The organism is Streptomyces sp. NBC_01351 (assembly GCF_036237315.1).
Taxonomy (GTDB): Bacteria; Actinomycetota; Actinomycetes; order Streptomycetales; family Streptomycetaceae; genus Streptomyces.
The window spans coordinates 4,835,444-4,853,571 of the sequence record NZ_CP108356.1 but is presented as its reverse complement, the minus strand read 5'-3'; the positions used below and the strand labels follow the sequence as shown (position 1 = coordinate 4,853,571).

Below are 18,128 nucleotides of genomic sequence, written 5' to 3'. Positions count from 1 at the left end.
CTACTGCCGCGGCTCCGGCTTCAGCAGCGCGAACACCGCGCCCCCCGGGTCCGAGCCCCATGCGATGCGGCCGACGTCCGGGACGTCCGCCGCCGGCATGAGCACGCTGCCGCCGTTGCCCTCGATCGCCACGACGGCGGCGTCCACGTCGGCCGCGTGGAAGTACGGCACCCAGCGCGGCAGCATGCTCGACGCACCGCCCGCGCCCTCGCCCTGCGGCGCGATCCCCCCGAAGGAGGTCTCCTGCTTGTCGCCGTCGGCGGTGCTCAGCACCCGGTACGTCACCCCGGTCGCTTCCATCTCCTCGTGCCGCCACCCGAAGAGCCCGTGGTAGAAGGCGAGGGCCGCGACCGGGTCCGGTACGTGCAACTCCGCCCACACCAGGGTGTTCGGGGCGGAGGTCAGCTCCAGCCCGGCGGTCTTCCCGGGCTGCCAGCACGCGAACTGCGCGCCCTGCGGGTCGGTGAACTGTCCCATCGCACCCTCGCCCATGACGTCCATGGGCTCCAGGCGCACCTCCCCGCCGCCTTCCCTGACGGCCCGGGCGGCGGCCTGGACGTCGGGGGTCTTGAAGTAGAGCGTCCACCCGGAAGACGCCCCCTCCTCCGTCAGCGGTCCGATCGCGGCCACGGTCTTCTCGCCGACCTGGAAGAACCCGTACCCGCCCGCCTCGGGCCCGGCGGACACGAACTCCCAGCCGAAGACGGCTCCGTAGAACGCGGCGGCGGCGTCGATGTCGGGGCTTCCGAGGTCGAGCCAGTTGGGTGATCCGGTACGGAAATCGGTGCCGAGCATGGGGTCCTCCCGGGGTACGGCGGCGGGTTCACGGTGGCTGCAACGATGCCGAGCCTCCTCCCGGGAAGGGTGTTGCGGACACCGGCGGACGGGGGGTTTCACCCGTCTGGGGGAAGGGCTCGGGGCGGCGCCCGGGCCGCGCGGAGCCGGACGGCTCCCGAGGACCGCCCGCCCCCTCCTCACCCCTTCCAATCTGACGATGCGTCAGGTTCAATCGTCGGTGTGATGGGACATGCAGGGATGGCGGCCACCGTCGTCCGATACCTCAGGTCAGCCGGCTCCCCCACCTCCACCGCGGCGGGAGCGGAGTCCGTGGACGTTCTGCCGCGCCCCGATCTGCGGGCCGTCGGGGAGGACGAACGCGCGCCCGTGAGTCCCGCGGAGTTCCGGGCCGTACTCGGGAACTTCGCCAGCGGGGTCACCGTCATCACCGCGCCGCCCGGCGAGGGCGAGGACGGGCCGGCCGGCTTCGCGTGCCAGTCGTTCGCCTCGCTGTCCCTCGACCCGCCGCTGGTCACCTTCATGGTGGCCCGTACGTCGACCACCTGGCCGCGGATCGCCCGCGCCGGGGTGTTCTGCGTCAACATCCTCGGGGCCGAACAGGGCGAGCTCTGCCGCTCCTTCGCGGTCAGCGGCGCCGACAAGTTCGCCGGGGTGAGCCACAGCCCCGCCCCCGCCACCGGGTCGCCGCAGCTCGACGACGTGCCCGCATGGATCGACTGCCGGATCCACGCCGTCCACACGGGCGGGGACCACCTCATCGTCGTCGGCCGGGTCGAAGCCATGGGCGCGGCCGGCGAGGACGGCCCGCTCCTCTTCCACAAGGGCCGCTTCGGACGCTTCAGCTCCTGACCCGGCGCCCCGGCAGGAGGAAGGGACCCCGCCGATGGCGGGGTCCCTTCCGGCTCTGCCGGGTTCTCCCGGGGGAGCCCCGGCCGCGCTCCCGTCTCAGAAGGTGAGCACCCCGCGGGCCACCCGCCCGTGGTGGGCGTCGTCCACGGCCTTGGCGAAGTCCTCGACCGGGTAGACCTCCGTGACCAGCTCGTCCAGCAGCAGCTTGCCCTGCCGGTAGAGCTCGGCGTAGAGCGCGATGTCCCGCTGCGGCCGCGAGGACCCGTACCGGCAGCCCATGATCGTCTTGTCGAGGTACATCGAGGCGACGTGGAAGGACGCCTCCTCCGTGAAGCCGGGCACGCCGAGCAGGATCGCCTGCCCGTGCCGGTCGAGGAGGTCGATGGCCTGGCGGATCAGCTTGACGTTGCCCACGCACTCGAAGGCGTGGTCGGCCCCGGTGGGGAGGATCTCCTTGACCGCCGCCGAGGTGTCGGGGACGTCTGACGCGTCGATGAAGTGCGTGGCCCCGAACAGCCGGGCCACCGCCTCCTTCGCCGGGTTCGCGTCGACCGCCACGATGGTGGTGGCGCCCGCGATCCGGGCCCCCTGGATCACGTTGAGCCCGATCCCGCCGGTGCCGATGACGACCACCGACTCGCCCCGGTCGACCTTGGCCCGGTTCAGCACCGCGCCCACGCCCGTCAGGACCCCGCAGCCGATCAGCGCCGCCGAGGTCAGCGGGATGTCCGCCGCGATCTTCACCGCCTGCACGGCCTTGACGATCGTGCGCTCCGCGAAGGCCGAGTTCGAGGCGAACTGGAACAGCGGCTTCCCACCCCGCGAGAAGGGCTGCCCTGGCATCCCTATCGCCTTGCGGCACATCGTGGGCCGCCCCCGGTCGCAGTCCGCGCACGCCCCGCAGTTGGCCAGCGTGGACAGGGCCACGTGGTCTCCGGGCACCACGTGCGTGACGCCGGAGCCGACCGCCTCGACCACCCCCGCGCCCTCGTGGCCGAGGACGACCGGCGGCGGGAAGGGAATCGTCCCGTCGATCACCGAAAGGTCGCTGTGGCACAGCCCGGCCGCCGCTATCGCGACCAGTACCTCCCCCGGCCCCGGGTCCCGGATCTCCAGGTCGTCGACCACCTGGGCCTGCTTGCCGTCGAAAACGACGCCTCTCACCGCGACTCCTTAGGCAGGCCGAGCACGCGCTCGGCGATGATGTTCCGCTGGATCTCGTCCGAGCCGCCGTAGATGGTGTCGGCGCGGGTGAACAGGAACAGCCGCTGCTCCTCGTCGAGTCCGAGCTCGTACGGGAGCCCGGGCGCCCAGGCCGTGGCCGTCGGCCCGGCCGAAGCCGCCGCGCCGCGGACCTCGACCGCGAGCTCGCCGAGCCGCTTGTGCCAGCCGCCCCACAGCAGCTTGGCCACACTGGGGGCCCCGGCGTCGGCGGCGTCACTCGTGGAGCCCGTGGAGCCCAGGGTGCGCAGGGCGTTCCAGCGCATGGTGCGCAGCTCGGCCCACTGGCGCACCAGGCGTTCCCGTACGACCGGGTCGTCCCCGCCCGATGCCCCGCCCGAGCCCGCGTACGAGGCCGCGTACGAGGCCGCGCCCGAGGCCGCGTACGAGGCCAGTACGCGTTCCAGTTCCGCCGCGAAGCCGATCTGCTGGACCAGTGTCGAGACCCCCCGCTCCAGGGCGAGCAGGCCCATGGCCACGGTCCAGCCCTCGCCCTCCGCGCCGACGGCCTCCGCCGCGACCGCCCCGTCGAAGAAGACCTCGTTGAACTCGCTGGTCCCCGACATCTGGCGGATCGGCCGGACCTCGACCCGCCCCGGCTGGTCCATCCGTACGAGGAGGAAGGTCAGCCCGCGGTGGCGCCGCGAGCCGGGCTCGGTGCGGGCCAGTACGAAGCACCAGTCGGCGTCCTGGGCGAGCGAGGTCCAGATCTTCTGGCCGGTGACCCGGTACAGCCCGTCGGCCGGGTCCCGGACCGCCGCCGTACGGATCGAGGCGAGATCGGAGCCGGCGCCGGGCTCGCTGTAGCCCTGACACCAGAGCTCCTCGCCCCGCGCGATACCCGGGAGGAAGCGGTCCCGCTGCTCCTGGGACCCGTAGGCGATCAGCGTCGGCGCGAGGAGGTTCTCCCCGATGTGGCCGACCCGGCCGGGTGCGCGCAGCGCCGCGTACTCCTCGGCCCACACCACCTGCCCGGTGAGGGAGAGCCGCCGGTTCCCGTACCCGTCGGCCTCCCAGCCCTGCCCGATCCAGCCGCCCCGGCCCAGCTCGCGCTCCCACGCGCGCCGGACGTCGACGCCCTCGTGCTCGCTGCCCGGTCCGCCGAGGCCGACCGCCTGCGCGTACGGGCCCACGAGGTGCTCCGCCAGCCACGCCCGGGCGCGCCCGCGCAGCTCCTCGTCCTCGGCCCCGAAGCTGAAGTCCACGTCACCCCTTACGCGTTGGGGCGGTCCTTGGCGGCCGCCGCCTTGGCCATGGCCTCCAGCTGCGCGAGCATCGGCATGGGGTCCTTGCCGACGGTCCCGGGCAGGAAGTCGGCGATCTTCTCCGGGGTCCAGGAGCCCTCGGCGTATCCGGCGCGCAGTTCGCGCGGCTGCGCCCAGACGGCGATCTTGGGGCCGGCGATCGTGTAGACCTGCCCGGTGATGTCCTCGGCCCTGGCGCGGTCGCTGAGCAGGTAGGTGACCAGGGCGGCGACGTCCTCGGGCTCGCCGATCTCCTTGAGTTCCATGGGGACGTTGGCCGACATCCGGGTCCGGGCGACGGGTGCGACGGCGTTGGCCGTGACCCCGTACTTGGCCAGCCCGAGGGCGGCGGAGCGGACGAGGGAGATGATCCCGCCCTTGGCGGCGCTGTAGTTGGCCTGGGCGACGGAGCCCTGGTGGTTGCCGCTGGTGAAGCCGATGAGCGTGCCGGTGCCCTGCTTGCGCATCACGGCGGAGGCGGCTCGGAAGACGGTGAACGTGCCCTTGAGGTGGGTGGCGACGACGGGGTCCCACTCCTCTTCGGACATGTTGAACAGCATCCGCTCGCGCAGGATGCCCGCGACGCACACGACCCCGTCGATGCGCCCGTACTGCGCGAGCGCCGTGTCGACGATGCGCTGGCCGCCCGCCATGGTGGAGATGTCGTCGGCGACGGCGACGGCCTCTCCGCCGGCGGCGAGGATCTCCTTCACCACGCCGTCGGCGATCTCGCTCGTCGGCTCGCCGCCCTCGATGCCCACCCCGTAGTCGTTGACGACGACCTTGGCGCCCTCGGCGGCCGCGGCGAGTGCCACGGCCCGCCCGATGCCCCGGCCGGCGCCGGTGACGGCGACGACCTTGCCTGCCAAGAAGTTCCCCACGTCCGGCCCCTTCCCGCGATTTCTGACGGACCGTTAGATTCTAGGGGCACCGTGATGCCGGAGCACAAGCCCTCGTGGCCTTCTCTACACAAGGAGCCGTCGACGCCCATGACCCTGCCCGCCGAGTTCCACGACATCGCCAAGCGCGTCAACAACTGGGGCCGCTGGGGCGCCGATGACGAGATCGGCGCCCTCAACCTCATCACCGACGAGGTCGTCCGGGCCGCCGCGGCGGAGATCCGCAGCGGCCGCCGGATACCGCTCGCCCTCCCCCTCAAGGAGGACGGGGTCCAGGTCGGCATGATCCCCGGCCGGATCAACCCGCTGCACACGATGGTGCAGATCAACCAGGAGCTCTTCGGGCCGGGGACGGTGGCGTGCAGCGACGACGCCGTGACCATGGGCCTCCAGGCGGGCACCCACTGGGACGCCCTCACGCACGTCTCGCACTCGGGCCGGATCTACAACGGCCGCCCGGCCGGCTCGATCACCGCGCACGGGCGCGCCGAGTTCAGCGGCATCGACAAGGCCGGGCACATCGTCTCGCGCGGCGTCCTCCTCGACGTGGCCCGCGCGAAGGGCCAAGACCGCCTCCCGGGCGGCCACGCCGTCACCCCCGAGGACCTCGCCGAGGCCGAGGAGTTCGGCGGGGTCACCGTCCGCGCGGGGGACATCGTCCTGGTGCGCACCGGCCAGATCCAGGTCTACCTGGCGGGCGACAAGCACGGCTACGGCTTCCCGTCCCCCGGGCTGTCCGTCCGTACGCCGGAGTGGTTCCACGCCCGGGACGTCGCTGCCGTCGCCAACGACACCCTCACCTTCGAGATCTTCCCGCCGGAGATCGAGAACCTCTGGCTGCCGGTGCACGCCCTGGACCTGGTGGAGATGGGCATGCACCAGGGTCAGAACTGGAACCTCGAAAAGTTGTCCACAGCCTGTGCAGAAGAAAACCGGTACGCCTTCTTCCTCTCCGCGATGCCGGAACCGTTCGTCGGCGCGGTGGGCACCCCGGTCGCCCCGGTGGCCATCCTCTGAGCCGGGCGGGGGCGGGCGAAGCGGGACGCGTCGGGAGCGACGAGCGCGGCGACCGGAGCACCCCCGGGCCCCCGGGGACCCCGGCCGCTCGATTGTCACTCCTCGGTGGAACCATGAGGTGTTCATGACGCGTCACCGTTCGCGCGTCATATCCCCCGGTCCCAACCACCGCCCCCCAGGAGGAGCGATGGCAAACCCATACCAGGTTCCGCAGTACCCACCCCCGCCCCCGCCCCAGCCCCCGGCACCCCGCCGGAGCAACACCGCCGCCACCCTCGTGATCATCTTCCTGGTCATCGCCGGCCTCTACGGCGCCTCCAGGATGCTCCTCGAGGACGGCAAGAAGGACGACGGCAAGCCCTCGACGTCGGCCTCCAGCCCGGCCACCCCCTCCGCCAAGGCCTCCGACCCCGGCAACCCGGAGTCCTCCTCCGACACCTCCAGCACCTGGAAGGTCGGCGACTGCGGCGGCCCGGACCCGGACAACCAGCCCGACGGCTACCGGCCGCAGAAGTGCACCGCCACCGGCGCCACCTTCAAGGCGATCGACATCAAGGACGCCAGCCTCTTCCCCGGGTCGATCCAGTGCCCGGCCGGCACCGACCTGATGATCGAGGTCAGCATCTCCTACGGCGGCGGCAAGAGCAGCGGCATCCCCACCAACACCGTGTGTGGCCGCAACCTCTCCAACGACCACCCCGGTGACGCGGGCGCCGGCGGCGGACAGCTGGTGAAGGGCGACTGCGTGACCGACCAGGCCCAGGAAGTCCCCTGCGCCGGCGCCGCAAAGGGCACCTACAAGGTGCTCGGCCTCGTCAAGACGAAGAACGAGTGCCCGGCGGGAACCAAGGAGCCGATGGAGCTCACCATCGCCGTCGGCCGCCCGTACGACGTGATCTGCGGCGGCTAGATCACGGCGTGGCACCCTCCGTATACCGGATCACCCCGTACGACCCCGCCGAACCACCGGCGGCGGAGCGGCACGGCGGCACGGCCATCCCGTACGCCTCCGGGGAACGGGTGGCAGCCGCCTGCGCCGAGGCGGTGACCGGCTTCGCCCGGGAGGCCGGAGCCGACCACCTGCTGGTCGGCAGTCCGATGCTGGAGGGCTTCTTCTCCCATGCCGAGAGCAGGGGGTGGAGAGGGCGCGGCTTGACCGGGCTCTTTCCACCCGACCTGTCCGGCTACCACGACGGGGCGCGCGTTCCGCTCGCCACCGGACTGGGACTGCTGCGGGCCATGGTGCTGCGCGCGGGCGCCTGGTGCCGACTGCACACCAAGGACGGCTTCTTCCTCCACGTCGGACAGCGCGACGACATCTACGTCGGCGGCGCCCGCCCCTACCCGGAGGCCGCCGCACGGGCCCGCGCGCTCGGGCTGACCGTCGTACCGGTCGAGCGGTCCCCCTACGACCCGGCCCTCGACGAGCCCGACGAACTCCCCGCCGCCGACGACGCCTTCTGGAGCCGGCTCCACTCACTCGTCGCCGAGCGGGGCGGGGTCCTGCTGGAGGAGCGGTACGTGGCCAACGCCCACCGCTGGCACCGCCTCACGGACTCCGCCGGGATCGCCGCGGTACGCACGGGTCTGGCCCCGCGGGCCGTACTCGCCGTCTGGCCGGACCTCACCGAGGACATCGACTCCGTCCGCGCCACCCTGCGGTCGGCCGAGCACCTCGTCCTGCTCGTCCAGCAGGAGGCCGACGGGACCATCCGCCCGGGGCGCGTCGCCGAGCCCTGGATGGGCCGCACCGACACCGCCTTCCCGGCCATCACCCACGGCCCGGGGTGGCGTGCCGCACTGGTCCCGCTGCGCTCGGCCGAGCACCCCCCGCTGCTCGCCGGCGTACTGCCGGACGCCGACGGCGTCGTACGGGCCCGCCGGCGCACGAACCGCACCCCGGCGGACGAACGCCAGGCCCTGCTGCGGTCGCTGCGGGTCGGGGACGTGGTCACGGGCGTGGTGGCGAGCGGCTTGGACGACGTCGGGGTGCACGTGCACCTCGACCACCCGCAGGGCTGGGGGCTCGGCTTCCTAAGGGTCCCCGAGATGTCCTGGGAGCGTTTCGATTCGGTGGACGCGGTCGCCCCGATCGGCCGGGAGATCCGCGCTCGGGTCCTCCACGTCGACTTCGGCTGGGAGCGCGTGAGCCTGTCCCTCAAGGCGATGAGCCCGGACCCCTGGCGTGCGTTCATGGAAGCCCACGGGGTGGGCGACACCTTGCGGGGCACCGTCACCCACTCGGTCCCCTTCGGGCTGTTCGTCCGACTGGCACCGGGCGTCGAGGGCCTGATCCACCTCCCCGCCCCGGCGGACGCCGGCGAGGCCGGTCCCGTGGCCCGGGTCGGGGACGACATCCCCGTCACCCTGCTCGCGGTGGACATGGAACGCCGACGCATCAGCCTCTCGCCCGGCCGCCTCTCGGCCGGCCTCCGCTCACCCGGCCCCCGCTCGCCCGTCCCCGGACCGGCTGACGACGCGTAAGGCGCCCCACATCCCGCCACGGGGGGCGCACCCGCGCCGCGCGCCCCCGACCCCGGGATCCGGGGCCGCCCAGGCCAGGGAGCCGCCGCCCGGAACGAACCCCGCGCGCCGGGTCGCGTACGGGAGGGGCTGACGGGACCGGACAGGACTCACGGGCACTCAAGGTGCGTGCCCCACACCACTGGTGGCCCTCTTGGACCCCCGTCTACCACATCCGCCCCTGCTGACCCCCTGATCGCCCGGTCTCCTGCCCGGACCAGCGGGCAGGAGACCACCCAGCCCGTTGCGCCCCTACACCGGTTCCAACACCACTGCGGGCAGGCTGCCGTTCACGATCGGCTCCCTCGGCAGCGAGAGCCCGAAGAACCCCTCGACGACTCCCAGCGCGATACGGTGCACCTCCCGACGCTCAAGGTCATCGCCCGGCAGACCGGCGGCGGTCAGCAGCTCCTGCAACCGCCCGGCCGTCGCGGGATCGCCGTCGACCCCGTCGTAACCCCACGAGCCGTCCAGGTGCAGATTGCATCCACTCAGCAGCCGACCGTCGCGCACATAGGCGAAGTACGGCGGCACCGGCTTGCCGTTCTCCTCCTCGTACTCCAGGAGGCAGACGTCCGCACCGCCGACCGAGACCGGTTCCAGCTCCCCGAACTCGCCCTGCCAGCAGCCGTAGGCGACCGCGTACGTCCAGTCCCCGGCACGCCCGAGTCGCAGGCCTAGGCACTCGTACTGATCGCCGTCGGGGTCGTCGAGGAGCTCCTGCAGGGAATCACCGGTGTGCTCCCCGACCGGCACGACCGTGCACGTCGTGTCCAGCACGGCCGAAGCCAGCCGACCCGTGAGCTCCTCCGGAGCGAGCCCGCGGGCCAGCACCACGCGATATCCGCCGTAGGTAATGGATTGGCGCTCAGCGAGCCACTGCGTTCCGTCCGTCATGGCACCCATCCTGACCGGCCCCACTGACAACGCACGGACGAGCCGGGTCAGTCCCAGGCGTTGAAGAGCATTGCGCCCAGGTTCGCCGGCTCCCAGTGCTCGATCTGCCCCAGCTCCGAGGGCGACAGCACGGAGGTGTCCCAGTCACCGAGCGGCGACAGCAGCTCCGCCGCACTCAACACCACGAACCCGGCACCACCGAGCGCCTCGACGCCCCACGCCGGGGGCTCCAGGAACTCGTCGGTGTACCAGTACCGCCGCACGGTGACGAAGGCGACCAGCGGCTGGTGGGCGTGGAACAGCATGACGTGCTGCGTCCCGTCCCCACCGACAACCGTGGCACTGTGAAAATTGTCCGGGTACGAGCGCACGGCGAAGTCCCCGACCCGCCCGTTCGCGGCGAGGGCGGCGGCGTACCAAGCGGCATGGCACACCCGAGCCTCGATCTCGACGAGCGGCGCCTCACTCACGTGCGAGAACCCCGTGGCACCCTTCTCAAGCCGGAATCCACCCCGTACCACCTCCACAACACCCCCGTCCTGACCCGTCACGCGTCCCCCACCGACCTGTCGTCCGACGCCTCGGTGCACCACTTCAGGATCCGTCCTTTGAGGACGTCGATGGAGTAATCGATCTCCGTTCGATCAGTACCGTCAGGCCCGAGGAACACCGCCTTGAACGGCCAAGGCCCCTCCAGATGACCCACGTACTCCTCGGTGTCGTCGGTCAGCACGGCCGTGCGCCCGCCGTCCAGGCTGACGACCCAGTACGCGCCCCCACCCTCCGCCTCGTGAAACACCTGCACCCGCGCCGAGTCGACCCCCGCCGCCAGCAGCGCCCGTATGACGCCGTACCGATGGGCAACATCACGGGCCTCCGACGCCTCCGACGCTTCCGGCCCCTCCGCCCACACCACCCGGCCCGCACCGGCCGGCACGAGCGACGGCCGACCAAAGGCCGACTCGGGGCGGTCAGGCCCCCACCCCCGACCGCTCACGCGTCCGCCGCGCCCGTCTCACCCAGGATCTCCAGGTAGTGCGCGTTGTACATGACGCCCAGAACATTGCCGAAGGGATCGACCACCGAAGCGGTGACGAACCCCGGCCCACGCTCGACCGGCCCCTCGTACTCCTCAGCCCCCATGGCCAGCAGCTTCTCGAAAACGGCCTGCACGTCGTCCACGTGCCAGTACACGACGGCCCCGCCCGGACCGGCCTCCTTGCCACCACCGGGCGCGTACCGACGGTCGATCAGCCCGAGCTCGTGCTGGTAGTCCCCCAGCCGGAACTCGGCATACCCGGGCCGCTCGAAGTAGGGCTCCGCGCCCAACAGTTCGGCGTACCAGCGCTTGGCCGCGTCCAGATCCTCAGCCCAGAAGCTGACGGTGGTGAGCCCTCGCAACATGCCTGTCCACTCCTTCTCCGCCACCGAACGCATCCCGTCCGCACACCCTCACGTCCAAACCCGACTGTAGCCAGCAAGTAGGCCAGAATCCGGCCTACTTACTCCGTGTCGACGAAGACCAGACGGACCCCACCTCCTTGCTCACGCAACGGCCCCTACCCACCCCTCCACACCACCACCGAACGGGACCAACGGCGCATCCACCTGGCTCACCCAAGCTCTACCCTGAACAGATCGCACCCTTCCACACGTGCGGTCCCTGCTCGCCGACACCGAAGGGCCCGGCCGCCCGTGATCATGAGATTCACCGTCCGCCCCGACCAGGGGGAAGCCAACGGGTTCGACCTCGGCGACATCCTCGTCTCCGGCCCGCTGGGCGAGGCGAGCTCCGTCGGGCACGTGCCCGACCAGGGGATGATGCTGTACCTCTCCGTACCCGAGCTTCTCGAATCCCTCACCGGGCTGCTGACCAGGCGGTCCAGCAGCGCGTCGTTCAGCGGTATCGACTCTTCGTTCGGGCTCGGTTTCCGGATGAAGAGGAAGACGATCACCGTGGCGGGCCGTTCCGGACCCGTGGCACAGGTCAGTCGGGCCGAGCTCGCCGAGGCGGTTCTTTCGGCGGCGGAGGAGCTGGCCGGCCTGCACATCGCGCCGACGCCGGCGAGGGCATTGACGGCCGCTCAGGATCCCGCCCGGGGCCACTATCTGGATGTCCTGCAGCGATTTCGACTGGTCGCGGCCCAGGTCACGGGGTCCTCGGCAGCCTGAACCGGTGACGCTCCCCGGTGCCGCCGACCGACGGAAGTACTGCGGGTGGCGGCGGCGCGCATGCACGCCCCGAGCGCGGCACGGCGGCCGCCACCCCGCGACCCGCACTCGTCAAGGCAGGCCCTTGGCGTCCCCTCGCGTCGAATCGCTCCACACCAGGGTGATCAAGATGTGACAGATCGTCAATATCTCGTTAGAGGTACACGTGTGGTTCCCGGTTGGAAGGGTGAATTTTCGACGGGCCGCCGGAAGCCCCGCCCGAAGGCGCCTTCTCCGCGCAGTCGACCTCGCACCAGATCCGCTTGCCCGCACCCTCACGCTGCCAGCCCCACCGGTCCGCCAGGCCGTCCACCAGTTCCAGGCCGCGGCCGTTGGTCTCGTCGCCGGCCGCCTGCCGCCGGGCCGGGCCGCGATCGCTCGCGTCCGCGACCTCGACCCGTACTCCCGGTCCCCCGAACAGCATCCGCAGCACGGCCGGACAGCCCGTGTGCACGACCGCGTTCGTGACCAGCTCGGAGATCAGCAGGATCAGCGTCTCGGCGAGCGGTTCGTCATCCCCTATGCCCGACCCCGCCAGCCGCGACCGCGCCCACCGGCGAGCCCGGCCGACCTCGGCGGGATCCGGTCCTACCTCCAGCTGAACCTGAAGCACCTGCACCGCTCACACCATCCGAACCGGCGGACACTTCGCCTCGCGACAGGATGGGATCACCCAGCGTGATCCCCTTGCGCAGCAGCATGGTTGACATACAGTCACCACAACAAGCGCTTCGGGCATATTCCCGCGCGATGGAGTGGGCGTGGTGCATACTGTGCGGCGCCTCCGCCGCTCAACCGCTCGCATCGTGGGAGCGTATCGGAGCGGCCCCGCGCCTCCGGGCCGCAAGGGGGCAGCCGAAGGACACAAACCGATATCAACTCTCTGTAATCGGACATGCGTCCCCCGCCGTCCCGCCCGTGCCTCCTGTGACAGCGCGCTACGACGGCGAGGAGGCCAGCAGCTCCTCCGCCAACAGCTCCTCCGCATCCGCCGCCGTCCGCCACTGCTCCGCCCGCACCCACGCCCGCTTCAGGTGCAGGTGCACGTCCGCCTCCCACGTGAAGCCCATCCCGCCGTGCACCTGCAGGCAGTCCCGCGCGTTGCGCACCGCCGCCTCGTCCGCGAGGAGTTTCGCGGCCGCGATCTCCCCGTCGCCCGAGGTCACCGCCGCCGCATAGACCGCCGTACGGGCCACCTCCGCCCGCACCAGCATCTGCGCGCACAGGTGCTTCACCGCCTGGAACGCCCCGATCGGCTGCCCGAACTGTTCGCGCTCCCCCGCGTACCGCACCGCCAGCTCCACCGTCCGCAGCGCACTGCCGACCTGGAGCGCCGCCGTGAGGAGCGCCCCCTCCGCGCGATACGCCGAGCAGTCCGCGTACGACGACACGCGCTGCAGCGGTGTCAGCGGGTCCGCCGAGCGGACAGGGGTGCCGCTCAACAGCGCGGCAGCGCCCAGTACCGCATCCGCCTCCCCCAGGTACGGGACCAGCCCCGACCCCAGGTCGCAGGCCGTGACCACCGCCTCCCCCTCCGCCGCCCCCGGAACCGACCCGGCCGCCAGGTGCGTCGCCACCAGCGGCCCCGGCAGCAGCACCCGCCCGGCCTCCTCGAAGACCAGCACCGCCTCCGCGAGCCCCAGGCCGACACCCCCGGCCGGTTCCGGTAGCCGCAGCGCGAAGAAGCCCGCCTCGCCCAGCTCCCGCCACAGCCCCCGGTCGACGCACACACCCGTGTCGAGCGACGCCCTCAGCGCCTCGCGCCCGTACCGGCCCTCCAGGAGCTCCCGTACGCCCGCCCGCAGGTCGCGCTGGTCCTCGGTCGGCTGGAAGTCCATGCCCTCACCGGCCCTTCGGGAGGCCGAGGATCCGCTCGGCAACGATGTTCTGCTGGATCTGCGAGGTGCCGGCCGCGATCGTGTAGGAGAGGGAGGAGAGCCGGTCCAGGGTCCACTCCTCCTCCAGGGAGAGCGACAAGGGGCCCAGCACCTCCGCCGCCACCTCGTACAGCTCCTGCCGCGCGTGCGAGTACGCCAGCTTGAAGACCGAGCCGCCGACGCCGGGGACCCCGCCGGCCGTCCTCTGCGCCTCGCTGACGTTCCACTGCGTGAGCCGCCACAGCGCGCCGAACTCCCCGTACAGCCGCCCCAGCCTGCGCCGCAGTACCGGGTCGTCCCAGCGCCCGTTCGCCTTGGCCGTGCGGGCCAGCTCGCCCAACGTACGGCGGCAGGCCACGACCTCCCCGACGAAGGCGGTGCCCCGCTCGAAGGACAGCGTCACCATGGTGACCCGCCAGCCGTCGTTCTCCGCCCCGACGCGGTTCGCGACGGGGACCCGTACCTCGTCGAGGAACACCTCCGCGAACTCCGTCGACCCGGCGAGCGTGCGCAGCGGCCGCACCGTCACCCCCGGCGCGTCCATCGGCATGGCCAGCCAGGAGATCCCCCGGTGCTTCGGCGCCCCCGGATCGGTGCGCACCAGCAGCTCGCACCAGTCGGCGACCTCCGCGTGCGAGGTCCAGATCTTCGACCCCGTGATCACGTACTCGTCGCCGTCACGAACCGCCCGCGTGCGCAGCGAGGCGAGGTCGGAGCCCGCGTCCGGCTCGCTGAACCCCTGGCACCACACCTCGTCGCCGCGCAGTACGGGCGGCAGCCAGCACGCCCGCTGCTCCGCCGTGCCCTCGGCCGCGATGGTGGGGCCGGCGTGCAGCAGCCCGACGAAGTTCGCGCCGACGTACGGGGCTCCCGCGCGCTCGGTCTCCTCCAGGAAGATCAGGTGCTGCGTCGGGGTGGCCCCGCGCCCGCCGGCGTCGGTCGGCCAGTGCAGTCCCGCGTACCCGGCCTCGTACAGCCTGCGCTGCCAGCCGAGGTCGTACGCGCGCCGGCCGGGCCAGTCGTCGGGGGACGGCTTGGCGGGCAGCTCGGGCAGCACCTTGCCGAGCCATTCGCGCAGCCGCGCCCGGAAGTCCTGCTCCTCCTCCGTGTACGTCAGGTCCATCAGCGGTTCCTGCCCCGGTCCCGGCCCCGGTCCCGGTCCTTGTCGAGGTCGAGGCCGAGCATGCGGATGGCGTTGCCGCGCATCAGCTTGTAGATCGTCTCGTCGTCCAGGCCCTTCACGTGGTCGAGGGCGACCTCCTTGGTGTGCGGGAAGGTCGAGTCCACGTGCGGGTAGTCGGTCTCGAAGGTCGCGTTGTCGCGCCCGACGACGTCGAGCGAGGCGATGCCGTGCTTGTCGCGGAAGAAGCAGCAGAACATCTGCCGGTAGTAGTACGTGGACGGCGGCTCGGGGATCAGGTCCTTGACCCCGCCCCAGGCGCGGTGCTCCTGCCAGACGTCGTCCGCGCGCTCCAGGGCGTACGGGATCCAGCCCATCTGCCCTTCGCTGTAGGCCAGCTTCAGCGTCGGGAACTTCACCAGCACCCCGCTGAAGAGGAAGTCCATCATCGAGGCCATCGCGTTGTTGAAGCTGAGCGAGGCCTGCACGGCGGGCGGCGCGTCGGGGGAGGCGGCGGGCATCTGGGAGCTGGACCCGATGTGCATGTTGACCACCGTGCCGGTCTCCTGGCAGACGGCGAAGAAGGGGTCCCAGTAGCCGGAGTGGATCGACGGCAGACCCAGGTAGGTCGGGATCTCGGAGAAGGTCACCGCGCGCACGCCGCGGGCGGCGTTGCGCCGGATCTCGGCGACCGCGAGGTCGATGTCCCAGAGCGGGATGATGCACAGCGGGATCAGCCGGCCGCCGCTGTCACCGCACCACTCCTCGACCATCCAGTCGTTGTAGGCGCGCACGCAGGCGAGCGCGACCTCCTTGTCGTGGGCCTCGGCGAAGGTCTGTCCGCAGAAGCGCGGGAAGGTCGGGAAGCAGAGGGACGCCTCGACGTGGTTGAGGTCCATGTCGGCGAGGCGGGCCTTGGGGTCCCAGCAGCCGCGCCGCATCTCCTCCCGGGTGATGCCCTCCAGGGTCATGTCGTCGCGGTCGAAGCCGACGGCGGCGATGTTGCGCTTGTACGGGAACTTCAGGTCCTCGTAGATCCACCAGTCGGTCGGCGGGCCGTCGGGGTCCATGGTGATCACGTACTTGCCGCCGGTGTACTCCAGCTCGCCGATCCCGGCGGTGAGCGCCTTGGGTCCGCGGTCGCGGTACTTGGCCGGCAGCCAGACGTCGAAGAGGTGGGCGGGCTCGATCACGTGGTCGTCGACGCTGATGATCCGCGGCAGTTCCAGTCCCATGGACGTCTCCCCAATCCCGTACACACATCAATCTGATGGATCGTCAGAAACAAGCTAGCCCCGCCACCCCTGGACCGACAAGCGTCAGCGCTCTACGCTCTGCGCTTGATCTGACTATCCGTCAGCTATGGGGAGGTCTGGGATGACGGACGCGGCCACCAACACCGGGGACACCGGGGACAACGGGGGCGCCGGAGATAACCCGGACGCACTGGACGGAACGGCCACCGCGACGGAACTGGCCCGCTCCACCACCCTCTGGGAGCTGATCACCCGCCGAGCCGCCCTGACCCCGGACACCACGGTCCTGATCGAGGCCGCCGAGGGGGGCGAGGGGGGTGAGGACGCCGGTGGCGGCGAGGACACCGCCACCGCCACCGACCACGCCCTCACCCGCACCCTCACCTTCGGCGAGCTCCGCGACCGCTCCGAGCGCGTCGCCGCCGGCCTCCACGACATGGGCGTCCGCCCCGGCACCGTCGTCGCCTGGCAGCTCCCCACCCGCATCGAGACGGTGCTCCTGTCCATCGCCCTCGCCCGCCTCGGCGCCGTCCAGACCCCCGTCATCCCCTTCTACCGGGAGCGGGAGGTCGGCTTCGCGCTGCGCGAGTCCAAAGCCGAGTTCTTCGCCGTCCCCGGCACCTGGCGGGGCTACGACCACACCGCCATGGCCGCCCGGCTCGGCGCCCGGGGCGTCTTCGAGGCGTACGAGACCCTCCCCGACGGCGACCCGTCCGTACTCCCCCCGCCACCCGCCTCCGGCACGGACGTCCGCTGGATCTACTGGACCTCCGGCACCACCTCCGACCCCAAGGGCGTCCTGCACACCGACCGCTCCCTGATCGCCGGCGGCTCCTGCCTGGCGCACGCCCTGCACCTGACCCCGTCCGACGTCGGCTCGATGGCCTTCCCCTTCGCGCACATCGCCGGCCCGGACTACACGGTGATGCTCCTGCTGTACGGCTTCCCGGCCGTCCTCTTCGAGAAGTTCGCGATGCCCGACGCCCTGGACGGCTACCGCCGCCACGGGGTCACGGTCGCCGGCGGCTCCACGGCCTTCTACTCCATGTTCCTCACGGAACAACGCAAGGCCCCGACCGTTCCCCTCATCCCCACCCTCCGCCTCCTCGCGGGCGGCGGCGCCCCCAAGCCCCCGGAGATCTACCACGCCGTCGTACGCGAGCTGGGCTGCCAGCTCACCCACGGCTACGGCATGACCGAGGTCCCCATGATCACGATGGGCGCCCCGGACGACACCCCCGAAAACCTCGCCACCACCGAGGGCCGCCCCCCGGAGGGCATGTCCATCCGCATCACCTCCCCGGACGGCACCCCACTCCCCCCGAACACGGACGGGGAGGTGCGCCTGCGCGGCGAAGCGGTCTGCCAGGGCTACCTAAACCGCGACCAGTCCACCGAGGTCTTCGACCAGGACGGTTACCTGATCACGGGCGACCTCGGACACCTCACGGAAGCCGGCTACCTGGTCCTCACGGGCCGCAGCAAGGACGTCATCATCCGCAAGGGCGAGAACATCTCGGCAAAGGAGATCGAAGACCTCCTCCACCAACTCCCGGCCGTCGCCGACGTAGCCGTCATCGGCCTCCCGGACCCCACCCGCGGCGAACGCGTCTGCGCGGTCGTCGAACAACCTCCGGGCGCAGCCCCCCTGACCCTCCACCAGCTCACGTCATACCTCCGCGCCCAGGGCCTGTCGACGCACAAGCTCCCGGAACAACTGGAACTCCTGGACTCCCTGCCCCGCAACGAAGCCCTGCGCAAGGTCCTGAAGTACAAGCTGCGGGAGCGGTACGCGTGATGGGGCGGGGGCGCACGGCGGGGTCGGGGGTGTGGCGGGACCTTCACCGGGCGGAATCAGAGAAGGCTTGGGGGTTTCCCGTCAGTCTCATCGTCCTTCCGCGTCGTGACGGCCTGTCAAGGGCGCTCCTCCTTCGTCGTCGCGTCGCTGCGCGATGGCCTTCGGCCACCCTTGACAGACCGCCCCGCCCCGGAAAAACGAAGACTGCCGGGAAACCCCCAAAAGAACGGGCCGGGAGGAGAAAGGAAAAGGGCGGGGCGGTCAGGGACGTCCGACCCTGCTCCGGTAGGGGGCGGGCGCGAGCCCGGGCCTGTCCAGGGCCTTCATCAGGACTGGTCAGGCGGCCAGCCATCGCCAAACAGCGACCACAAGCACCCCAGCCCCCGACAGGCGCGGCAAATCGCTACGCGCTCCTCGA

At 71.6% G+C, this 18,128-nt stretch carries 18 protein-coding genes; 6 read left to right on the top strand and 12 right to left on the bottom strand.

Annotation, left to right across the window (positions count from 1 at the left end):
• Nucleotides 1-795 carry a VOC family protein gene (locus tag OG625_RS22430; protein ID WP_329383999.1) on the bottom strand — a complete coding sequence of 265 codons (795 nt, stop codon included), beginning with the start codon at nucleotides 793-795 and terminating at the stop codon, nucleotides 1-3.
• A gap of 225 nt (nucleotides 796-1,020) precedes the next feature.
• On the opposite strand from OG625_RS22430, the gene OG625_RS22425 reads away from it, so the two are divergent.
• Nucleotides 1,021-1,647: a flavin reductase family protein gene (locus OG625_RS22425; protein ID WP_329383996.1), complete on the top strand. Its 627-nt coding sequence runs from the start codon at nucleotides 1,021-1,023 to the stop codon at nucleotides 1,645-1,647.
• Between the two features lie 96 nt (nucleotides 1,648-1,743).
• On the opposite strand, the gene OG625_RS22420 is transcribed toward OG625_RS22425, so the two are convergent.
• From OG625_RS22420 to OG625_RS22410, 3 genes are read right to left on the bottom strand one after another with little or no spacing between them, the layout of a single operon-like run.
• Nucleotides 1,744-2,811 (bottom strand): Zn-dependent alcohol dehydrogenase, encoded by a 1,068-nt coding sequence (locus OG625_RS22420; RefSeq protein ID WP_329383993.1) that lies wholly within the window; start codon nucleotides 2,809-2,811, stop codon nucleotides 1,744-1,746.
• A complete protein-coding gene (locus OG625_RS22415; RefSeq protein ID WP_329383989.1) occupies nucleotides 2,808-4,073 on the bottom strand; it encodes an acyl-CoA dehydrogenase family protein in 1,266 nt (421 codons plus the stop codon). Before OG625_RS22415 ends, OG625_RS22420 begins: the two co-directional genes overlap by 4 nt.
• A gap of 8 nt (nucleotides 4,074-4,081) precedes the next feature.
• On the bottom strand, nucleotides 4,082-4,993 hold the full coding sequence (locus OG625_RS22410) for an SDR family oxidoreductase (protein ID WP_329383986.1): 912 nt from the start codon (nucleotides 4,991-4,993) through the stop codon (nucleotides 4,082-4,084).
• Nucleotides 4,994-5,101: 108 nt separating this feature from the next.
• Here OG625_RS22410 and OG625_RS22405 point away from each other — a divergent pair, with 108 nt between their 5' ends.
• The 3 genes from OG625_RS22405 (at nucleotide 5,102) to OG625_RS22395 (ending at nucleotide 8,512) form a co-directional block, all read left to right on the top strand.
• Nucleotides 5,102-6,028: a cyclase family protein gene (locus OG625_RS22405; RefSeq protein ID WP_329383983.1), complete on the top strand. Its 927-nt coding sequence runs from the start codon at nucleotides 5,102-5,104 to the stop codon at nucleotides 6,026-6,028.
• Between the two features lie 187 nt (nucleotides 6,029-6,215).
• On the top strand, nucleotides 6,216-6,938 hold the full coding sequence (locus OG625_RS22400; protein WP_443067748.1) for a hypothetical protein: 723 nt from the start codon (nucleotides 6,216-6,218) through the stop codon (nucleotides 6,936-6,938).
• Between the two features lie 8 nt (nucleotides 6,939-6,946).
• Nucleotides 6,947-8,512, top strand: a complete 1,566-nt coding sequence (locus OG625_RS22395; RefSeq protein WP_329383980.1) for a S1 RNA-binding domain-containing protein — start codon at nucleotides 6,947-6,949, stop codon at nucleotides 8,510-8,512.
• A gap of 291 nt (nucleotides 8,513-8,803) precedes the next feature.
• Here OG625_RS22395 and OG625_RS22390 read toward each other — a convergent pair whose 3' ends face one another.
• From OG625_RS22390 to OG625_RS22375, 4 genes are all read right to left on the bottom strand, one after another.
• Nucleotides 8,804-9,448 (bottom strand): DUF6461 domain-containing protein, encoded by a 645-nt coding sequence (locus OG625_RS22390; RefSeq protein WP_329383977.1) that lies wholly within the window; start codon nucleotides 9,446-9,448, stop codon nucleotides 8,804-8,806.
• Between the two features lie 47 nt (nucleotides 9,449-9,495).
• Nucleotides 9,496-9,918, bottom strand: a complete 423-nt coding sequence (locus OG625_RS22385) for a hypothetical protein (RefSeq protein ID WP_329383974.1) — start codon at nucleotides 9,916-9,918, stop codon at nucleotides 9,496-9,498.
• Between the two features lie 77 nt (nucleotides 9,919-9,995).
• Nucleotides 9,996-10,385, bottom strand: a complete 390-nt coding sequence (locus OG625_RS22380; protein WP_329383971.1) for a hypothetical protein — start codon at nucleotides 10,383-10,385, stop codon at nucleotides 9,996-9,998.
• 56 nt (nucleotides 10,386-10,441) lie between these two features.
• On the bottom strand, nucleotides 10,442-10,852 hold the full coding sequence (locus OG625_RS22375) for a VOC family protein (RefSeq protein ID WP_329383967.1): 411 nt from the start codon (nucleotides 10,850-10,852) through the stop codon (nucleotides 10,442-10,444).
• Between the two features lie 291 nt (nucleotides 10,853-11,143).
• On the opposite strand from OG625_RS22375, the gene OG625_RS22370 reads away from it, so the two are divergent.
• The gene (locus OG625_RS22370) at nucleotides 11,144-11,620 is read left to right on the top strand and encodes a hypothetical protein (protein WP_329383964.1); all 477 of its coding nucleotides are present in this window, start codon (nucleotides 11,144-11,146) and stop codon (nucleotides 11,618-11,620) included.
• A 193-nt stretch (nucleotides 11,621-11,813) separates the two neighbouring features.
• Here the strand turns inward: OG625_RS22370 and OG625_RS22365 are convergent, their stop codons facing one another.
• The 4 genes from OG625_RS22365 to OG625_RS22350 all read right to left on the bottom strand — a co-directional run bounded on the left by OG625_RS22365 (nucleotide 11,814) and on the right by OG625_RS22350 (nucleotide 15,891).
• Entirely contained in the window at nucleotides 11,814-12,278 is a 465-nt protein-coding gene (locus tag OG625_RS22365) for an ATP-binding protein (RefSeq protein ID WP_329383961.1), read from the bottom strand.
• 319 nt (nucleotides 12,279-12,597) lie between these two features.
• Nucleotides 12,598-13,497, bottom strand: coding sequence for an acyl-CoA dehydrogenase family protein (locus OG625_RS22360; protein ID WP_329383958.1), 900 nt, complete (start codon nucleotides 13,495-13,497; stop codon nucleotides 12,598-12,600).
• Between the two features lie 4 nt (nucleotides 13,498-13,501).
• Nucleotides 13,502-14,659 carry an acyl-CoA dehydrogenase family protein gene (locus tag OG625_RS22355; protein ID WP_329383956.1) on the bottom strand — a complete coding sequence of 386 codons (1,158 nt, stop codon included), beginning with the start codon at nucleotides 14,657-14,659 and terminating at the stop codon, nucleotides 13,502-13,504.
• Nucleotides 14,659-15,891 (bottom strand): amidohydrolase family protein, encoded by a 1,233-nt coding sequence (locus OG625_RS22350; protein ID WP_329383952.1) that lies wholly within the window; start codon nucleotides 15,889-15,891, stop codon nucleotides 14,659-14,661. Before OG625_RS22350 ends, OG625_RS22355 begins: the two co-directional genes overlap by 1 nt.
• Before the next feature lie 142 nt (nucleotides 15,892-16,033).
• Here OG625_RS22350 and OG625_RS22345 point away from each other — a divergent pair, with 142 nt between their 5' ends.
• Entirely contained in the window at nucleotides 16,034-17,710 is a 1,677-nt protein-coding gene (locus OG625_RS22345; protein ID WP_329383949.1) for an AMP-binding protein, read from the top strand.
• The last annotated feature ends 418 nt before the right edge of the window (nucleotides 17,711-18,128 follow it).

Coding starts and splice junctions, on each gene's coding strand:
- OG625_RS22355 (WP_329383956.1), bottom strand. CDS start 14,659: ATGGACCTGACGTACACGGAGGAGGAGCAGGACTTCCGGGCGCGGCTG.
- OG625_RS22375 (WP_329383967.1), bottom strand. CDS start 10,852: ATGTTGCGAGGGCTCACCACCGTCAGCTTCTGGGCTGAGGATCTGGAC.
- OG625_RS22360 (WP_329383958.1), bottom strand. CDS start 13,497: ATGGACTTCCAGCCGACCGAGGACCAGCGCGACCTGCGGGCGGGCGTA.
- OG625_RS22390 (WP_329383977.1), bottom strand. CDS start 9,448: ATGACGGACGGAACGCAGTGGCTCGCTGAGCGCCAATCCATTACCTAC.
- OG625_RS22405 (WP_329383983.1), top strand. CDS start 5,102: ATGACCCTGCCCGCCGAGTTCCACGACATCGCCAAGCGCGTCAACAAC.
- OG625_RS22430 (WP_329383999.1), bottom strand. CDS start 795: ATGCTCGGCACCGATTTCCGTACCGGATCACCCAACTGGCTCGACCTC.
- OG625_RS22350 (WP_329383952.1), bottom strand. CDS start 15,891: ATGGGACTGGAACTGCCGCGGATCATCAGCGTCGACGACCACGTGATC.
- OG625_RS22425 (WP_329383996.1), top strand. CDS start 1,021: ATGGGACATGCAGGGATGGCGGCCACCGTCGTCCGATACCTCAGGTCA.
- OG625_RS22400 (WP_443067748.1), top strand. CDS start 6,216: ATGGCAAACCCATACCAGGTTCCGCAGTACCCACCCCCGCCCCCGCCC.
- OG625_RS22345 (WP_329383949.1), top strand. CDS start 16,034: ATGACGGACGCGGCCACCAACACCGGGGACACCGGGGACAACGGGGGC.